At 73.2% G+C, this 6,668-nt stretch carries 8 protein-coding genes; 5 read left to right on the top strand and 3 right to left on the bottom strand.

Annotation, left to right across the window (positions count from 1 at the left end; all coding sequences use genetic code 11):
* The 3 genes from VF202_10005 to VF202_09995 all read left to right on the top strand — a co-directional run.
* On the top strand, positions 1–492 hold a 492-nt coding region (locus VF202_10005), incomplete at its 5' end, for a response regulator transcription factor (protein ID HEX7040436.1).
* Between the two features lie 349 nt (positions 493–841).
* Positions 842–1,153, top strand: coding sequence for a hypothetical protein (locus VF202_10000; protein HEX7040435.1), 312 nt, complete (start codon positions 842–844; stop codon positions 1,151–1,153).
* Positions 1,150–1,350 (top strand): hypothetical protein, encoded by a 201-nt coding sequence (locus VF202_09995; GenBank protein ID HEX7040434.1) that lies wholly within the window; start codon positions 1,150–1,152, stop codon positions 1,348–1,350. Before VF202_10000 ends, VF202_09995 begins: the two co-directional genes overlap by 4 nt.
* Before the next feature lie 230 nt (positions 1,351–1,580).
* Here VF202_09995 and VF202_09990 read toward each other — a convergent pair whose 3' ends face one another.
* Positions 1,581–2,027 (bottom strand): HIT family protein, encoded by a 447-nt coding sequence (locus VF202_09990; GenBank protein HEX7040433.1) that lies wholly within the window; start codon positions 2,025–2,027, stop codon positions 1,581–1,583.
* Positions 2,028–2,097: 70 nt separating this feature from the next.
* The gene (locus tag VF202_09985; protein HEX7040432.1) at positions 2,098–4,479 is read right to left on the bottom strand and encodes a 30S ribosomal protein S1; all 2,382 of its coding nucleotides are present in this window, start codon (positions 4,477–4,479) and stop codon (positions 2,098–2,100) included.
* Between the two features lie 886 nt (positions 4,480–5,365).
* On the opposite strand from VF202_09985, the gene VF202_09980 reads away from it, so the two are divergent.
* Positions 5,366–5,683 (top strand): NIPSNAP family protein, encoded by a 318-nt coding sequence (locus tag VF202_09980; GenBank protein HEX7040431.1) that lies wholly within the window; start codon positions 5,366–5,368, stop codon positions 5,681–5,683.
* A gap of 146 nt (positions 5,684–5,829) precedes the next feature.
* Complete coding sequence (locus tag VF202_09975) at positions 5,830–6,231, top strand: cupin domain-containing protein (GenBank protein HEX7040430.1); 402 nt, start codon at positions 5,830–5,832, stop codon at positions 6,229–6,231.
* 23 nt (positions 6,232–6,254) lie between these two features.
* Here the strand turns inward: VF202_09975 and VF202_09970 are convergent.
* Positions 6,255–6,668: helix-turn-helix transcriptional regulator (locus VF202_09970; protein HEX7040429.1), on the bottom strand; the 414-nt coding region annotated here is incomplete at its 5' end.

The following is a 6,668-nucleotide window of genomic DNA, read 5'->3' as shown; positions in this document are numbered from 1 at the left end:
CGGCTCGACGAGGCGCTGAGGCAGGGCGGCAGGTTCCGCGAGCTGCAGCTCAAGCTGCGCACGAAGGACGGCCAGGTGAGGGATATCCTCCTCTCCGGCGAGGAGGTCGCCTACGCCGGGCAGCGCTGCATGCTCAAGATGTTCAACGACGTCACGGAGCAGCACCGGTCGCAGGAGCAGCTCCTGGCGGCGATCCGCGTGGTCATGGCGGACGCCGAGTGGTTCAGCCGGTCGGTCGTGCAGCGCCTGGCCGAGATGCGGCGCGGCGAGCCGGTGGGGCCGGAGGACCACGACCTCACACCGCGCGAGCGCGAGGTGCTCGAGTACGTGGCCGCCGGGCTGAGCGACGAGGAGGTGGCCGCGCGGCTGGGCATCTCGCAGCGCACGGCCCGCAACCACCTGACGAACGCCTACGCGAAGATCGGCGCCCACAACCGCGCCGAGGCCATCGTGTGGGCACGCGAGCGCGGGCTGGTGGCCAGGGTGGGCTGAGGCGCGCCCGTCCGCTGCGCCGCGGCGGGGCTCGCCCGAGAGCGTCGATCGCCCCGAGGCGACCGTCCGGGGAGGGTCGTCCCGACCCTCCCCGCGTCCGTGGCCCGCGCGTCTCATGAGACGTCGGCACCCGTGACCGTGGGGCGCGCGTCCAGGACGCCCTTTACTAGAGTCGGCGCCCGCGGTCTGTGAGAATCCTCATCTTCCGCGCGGCGTTGGGTACGTTGCCCCAGTCGCCTGGTGCATCTGCTTCTTCCGGTTTGACTCCCGTCCCGCTAAGGTACCAGCGTGCCGGAAGGTCACTCGGCGCATCTCGGATCGAGGACGGATCGAGGAGGAGGATGACGCGATGGACAAGGTTGGATCGTCTCGCCAGGCCTCGGCCAGATCAGCGAGCCCGACCTTCGACCGCGGAATCGAGGAGCGTCTCGCCGAGGCCCTCAAGCAGGTGGCCAGCTTGAAGCTCGAGCTAGCTCGCGTCCGCGCGGCGTACGCCGCCGTGCTCGCGGCGCATCAGGCCGGCGCCTCCGTGACCGTACCTGAGCACGCGAAGCCGGCGGCCGGGCCGAGAGAGAGGCCGGACGACTTCGATTGGGAGACGTGGGCACGCGTCACGAAGGCGCGCATCCGCGGGGAAGACGTCGAGGCCACGCCGGCATGAGCGTCAAGGAGAGGCCCCCCAGGCACTTCGACCGCCTGATGCGGCAGGCCCTGCACGAGATCGCCGCGTACAGGCCCTCCGTTGGCCCCCACCGGCAGGCCGGGTACCTCGACCTCACCATCGACGACGTCGACGCCGTGCCGGTGTTCGACCGCGGCCCGGTGAGGGCCAGGCGGTCGCCGCGGGACCGGCCGTGAGACCGCCGGACCCGGGCCCGCCCCGGGGAGAGGCGCGCCCGCCGCCCGCGACGCCTCGCCGGCCGCGCCGGCTAGAGCGCTTCCGCCACCAGCGGCCTCCTCGCTTCAAGCGCTATCTCCAGGTGCGGCCCTAACTCCGACCCCCCAGACCGGGGCCGCCCGCGTTCTAGGAACGCCCTCCGCGTGGAGGGCGTTCTCCTCTGGCGCCGCTGCTGGCCCGTCCGGCGACGCTACGCGTCCGAGTCCGTTGCCGCGAGCGCGGACCTGATCCGCGCGCCCGCCTCCTCGAGCTCCTCGGGCGTGGGGTTCGACCCCCAGCGGCCCCTCAGCTCGAAGCCGTCGCCCCCGTAGCGGGGGAAGACGTGGAGGTGGGCGTGGAACACCTCCTGGCTCGCGGCCTCGCCGTCGGCGAGGAAGAGGTTCACGCCCTCGCAGCGCAGGCCGCTGGCCCGCAGGGCCGCCGCCAGGCGCCTGGCGACCTCGAACATGCGGGCGCCCGTGCGCTCGTCGAGGTCGGCCAGGGACGGCAGGTGGGCCCGGGGCACGACGAGGGTGTGCCCCGGCGTGACGGGGTCGATGTCGAGGAAGGCGACGACCGTGTCGTCGGAGTGGACGACCGTGGCCGGCGCCTCGCCCGCGGCGATCCGGCAGAAGACGCAGTCGGGGTCGCTGCTCATGGGTCCCGTAGGCGAGCGCCCTCCCGGTAGGGGGAGGGCGCTCGGGTGTCTCGCGTCGGGGACGGGAGGCTCAGACCTTCTCCTCGTCGGGCTGCTCGGCCGGCGCCTCCGCGCCCTCCTCGCCCGCGGCCGCGGGAGCGTCCTCGGCCTGCTCCTCGGCGGCCTTGGCCGGGCGGCGGCCCTGCCTGAACGCGGCGGTGAGGAGAGCGGCGGCCTCGGCGGCGTCGATGGCGTCGGCCGGGTCGACCTCCTCCTCGGCCTTCGCGGCCTCCGCCTCGGCGTCGGCCTGGGGAGCCTCGTCCGCGGCGGCCTGGGGAGCCTCGTCCGCGGCGGCCTCCGGCTCGGCCTCGGCGGCGGCGGCCTCGTCCGCGGTCTCCGCCGCCTCGCTGGTGCCTTCGCCCGTCGCCTCGACGACGGCCTGGGCGAGCTCGCGCTCGCTCACGGAGCCGGCGACCTCGGCGGCGGACTCGGGTCCGCCGGAGTCGCCCGCTGCGTCGACGGCCTCGGCCACGGACGCGGCGTCGGCGGGCCCTGCGGACGCGCCCTCGTCGGCGGAGCCCTCGGCGGCGTCGGCCGTCTCGGCCTTCTGCTCGCCCTTGGTGTCGGTGAGGCCGAACTGGGCGAAGAGGTCGGCGTAGACGTCACCGAGCTTGGTGGTCGTCTTGGCGCCCGCCTCGGCGGCCACGTAGCTGTAGTCGTAGTCGATGTCGGAGGCGCCGCGACGGCCCCTGCGGCCCCGGCGCTGGCCGCCGCCCTGCTGGCCGCCGGCGTAGGCGCCGCGCCCGCCGCCGGCCGGCTGGTTGCCGCCGAACTCGGCGGCGTTCTCGGCCGTGTACGGCATCAGGCGCTTGCGCGAGAGGCTGGCGCGTTGCTCGACCGGGTCGATGTTGAGGATGACCGCGGTGATCTCGTCGCCCTTGCTGAAGTGGTCGGAGATGTTCTCGATGTGGTCGTGCGAGAGCTCGGAGATGTGGACGAGGCCCTCGATGCCCTCCTCGATCTCCATGAACACGCCGAAGTCGGTGATGCCCGTGATGGGGCCGGTGACCTCGGTGCCCGGCGGGTAGCGGTCGGGCAGGCTGCTCCACGGGTCGGGCTGGGTCTGGCGCAGGCCGAGCGAGATGCGCTGCTGCTGCGTGTCGATCTTGAGGATCATCGCCTCGACCTGCTCGCCCTCGTTGACGATCTCCTTGGGGTGCCGGACGCGCTTCGTCCAGCTCATCTCGGAGACGTGGATGAGGCCCTCGAGGCCGGGCTCGATCTCGACGAACGCGCCGAAGGGCGTGAGGTTCGTGACGCGGCCCGCGATGCGCTGGCCGATGGCGTAGTTCGCCAGCACGTTCTCCCACGGGTTCGGCGCGAGCTTCTTCATCGAGAGGTTGATGCGCTCGCGCTCGAGGTCCATGTCGAGGACCTCGACCCGCACCTTGTCGCCGAGCTTCACGACGTCGCGCGGGTGGTTGAAGCGTCCGTGCGTGAGCTCGCTGCGGTGCACCAGGCCGTCGATGCCGCCGAGGTTCACGAAGACGCCGAAGTCGGTGATCTCGACGACCTCGCCCTCGAGGCGCGCCCCGGGCTCGAGGCGCTTGAGCGTCTCCTCCTTGAGGTGGGCGATCTCCTCCTCGAGGATCGCGCGCCGCGAGATGATCACGCGGTTGCGGCGGCGGTTCAGCTCGATGATGCGCACCTTGAGGCGCTGGCCCACGTAGGGGCTGAGGTCGTTCACGCGACGGACGTCCACCTGGCTGGCGGGCAGGAACGCGCGCACGCCGAGGTTCGCGACGAGGCCGCCGCGGACCTTCTCGACGATCTGCACCTCGACGGGCTTCTGCTTCTCGAAGATCTCCTGCAGGAGGTTCCAGGCGCGCTCCTGGTCGGCGCGCTTCTTCGAGAGGACGATCGTGTTGTTGGCGATGTCGGAGCGGACGACGTAGACCTGGATCTCGTCGCCCGGCTTGAAGTACTTCGCGGCCTCTTCCTGGTTCGTCTCGAACTCGAAGAGCTGGTTGTACGGGAGGATGCCCTCGATCTTCGCGCCGACGTCGACGACGATGCCCTCCTGCTGCAGCATGATGATCTGGCCGGTCGTGATCATGCCGCGGTGGACGGGCTTGCGCGCGAGCTGCTCGTCGGAGGCGGCGAGCACGTCCTCCATGGTGATCTCGCCGTTCTCGTCGCCGGCTTGCTCCGCTGCGGCGCCGGGCGCGCCGGAGGCGGCGTTGGCCGAGGCGGCGGCCGATGCCTCGGGGCTGGCGGCCTCCTGGACCATGGCGTCGAGAGCGGCCTGCGCCGACGCGTCGTCGGTGACGACGCCGGCGGGCTGCGCGCCCGCCTGCTCGCCGTCCTGCGCGGGGGCGTCCGGCGCCTCGGCGGCGCCGGTAGGAGCGTCGCCGCTCGTGGGTGCTGCGGCGCTCGCGGGAGCGCCGCTGTCGTTGGCGGCCGAGGCCTCCACGGCCTGGCCGTCTACCGGCTGGCTGGCACCGTTTCCTTGACCGAGGTCAGCGTCCTGAGAAGGAGCCCGTTCGTCGTTGGAGACTTCGTTCACCAGCGGCGCGCCGTCGCCCTGTTCGGCTGTCGCTGCTGGAGCCTGGCTGGTGCTCTGATCGTTGGCCTGGTCGGTGCCCGGGGCAGGGCTCCCCGTGGCGGGGCGTGGGTTTTCATCCATGAAAAGGGGTTCCTCCTGAGGACGGATTGACTCGCAAGTGACCATTACATCACACCGCAGCGGGCCAAGGCAAGGTTATGCGTGACCGATTAGCGCCTCGTGAAGCGCTTTTCTCGCGCGGGCCCGTGGGGGCGTCGGTGGCGACGACGTTCCGGCCGCCAGGGTCTCACGAAGCCGCGGGCCGCGCGTCGCGTCTCGGGCGTCCGCGAGCGTCCGGCACAGCAGTTTGGACCCCGCGCGGGGGAGCACGGGGTCCATCGGAAGAGGATGGGGAGAGGTAAGGAAGTTACCTCGGCCCACGATGGAAGGGTCCGTGGGACCCTTCGCCGGACATGATGGGGTGTCCGGGTGAGCGGGGCCTGACAGGGCCGTTAGAGCGAGGGCCGATGTCCACGAGGTGAACCGGCCTGTACATCATGAGAGATGGAACGGTCTGTATAGCTAGGCGTAGGCTCGCCTGAAGGTCGGCGATCGCGGGCAGCGGCCCGCGTACGCGCCGCCCCGCCACGCGCCTACGCGTTTCTACCGATGCACCTCCCGCACCCCCGGCCATAGCCTCCCCGCGAACCAGGGGCGGGCGCGACACGCGCGGCGACCCGGCGGCGAGCGCCGGAGGAGCCGCCGGCGCCCGGGCCCCGGGACCGGCGCACGCGCCGGGGAAGGGAGGTGCGGCGTGGTGCTCGTGAGGGACGTCTTCCGGCTGCGCTTCGGCAAGGCGCGGGAGGCGCTGGCGCTCCTCCAGGAGGCGTCGTCGCCGGCGCGCGGGCCGGGCGGCGAGGTCGGTCGCGTGATGACGGACCTCACCGGGGAGCTCCACACGGTCGTCCTCGAGACCGAGTTCGAGGACCTCGCGGCGCTCGAGGCGGCCCTGGCGCGGGCGTCGCGCGACGAGGCCTGGCGCGCCTGGTACGGGCGGTTCGCCCCGCTGGTGCGCGAGGGCAGGCGCGAGGTGTTCCGCGTCGTCGAGACCGGGCCGGTGCGCGGCCTGTGAGGCGTCCCGGCGCGACCGGGGCGCGGCTCGCCCCGAGCACGGGGATGGCGCGCGGGGACCGCGCCGCGCCGAGCGTCGGCCGGCGCCGGAGCTCGAGAGAGCGGGGAGAGGTCAGGGGGCGTGGGGGACCACGAGGAGGCGAGTGGATGACGAGGAAGGCGTTCTTGGTAGCAGGGATCGCGGTGGCGCTGGTGGCCGCCGGGCTCGGCGTGGCGCAGGAGGAAGAGATGCCGGAAGGGTTCACCGACACGATGCTGCAGGCGGCCCCGCTCGAGCTGGGCCAGGGGGCGTTCGTGCAGGCGCTGTTCGAGTTCCGCCTGGAGCCGGGCACCGAGACCGGCCAGATGGAGCAGCCCCAGCTCGTGGCGTACGTTCTCGAGGGCACGCTGACCGTGTCCGTGAACGGCGGTCCCGAGACCGCCTACGAGCCCGGCAGCACGCTGGTCGTGGAGGCGGGGTCGCTGGTCAGCCTGGCGAACCGCGGCGACACCGTCGCGCGGGCGCTGTGCTTCGCGGTCCTCCCGGAGGGCGCGCTGGAAGGGGAGTGAGCCCCGAGGGGGCGGGGCGCCCCTCAGCCGGCGGCGTCGCCCGCCGGCCCGCGGACGCCCCGCCCCTTGCCGCCGCCCGCCGCGCTCTCTCCGGCGCGGCGGGCGGCCTCGTCGTCGAGCCCCGCGAAGCGCGCCGCGAGCTGGGCCCGCGATGACAGCCCGAGCTTGCCGAGCACGTTGCTCACGTGCTTCTCCACCGTCCGCTCGGAGATGCCGAGCTCCCGCGCGACCTGCTTGTTCGTCCTGCCCGCCGCCACCAGCGCCGCCACCTGGCCCTCGCGTCCGGTGAGGCCGTCGTCCGCGGCAGCGCGTCGGGCCAGGGGCGCGAGCTCGGCCACGCGCGCGAGGTAGCGGTCCCGCAGCTCCGGGTCCGGGACCGTGAGGGCCATCGCGCCGGCCAGCTCGCGCGCGCGGCGGAACAGCGCCTCGGCGTCAGA

This window comes from Trueperaceae bacterium (assembly GCA_036381035.1).
Classification (GTDB): domain Bacteria; phylum Deinococcota; class Deinococci; order Deinococcales; family Trueperaceae; genus DASRWD01.
The sequence above is the reverse complement of the archived record's forward strand: the minus strand, read 5'-3'. Positions and strand labels throughout refer to the sequence as shown.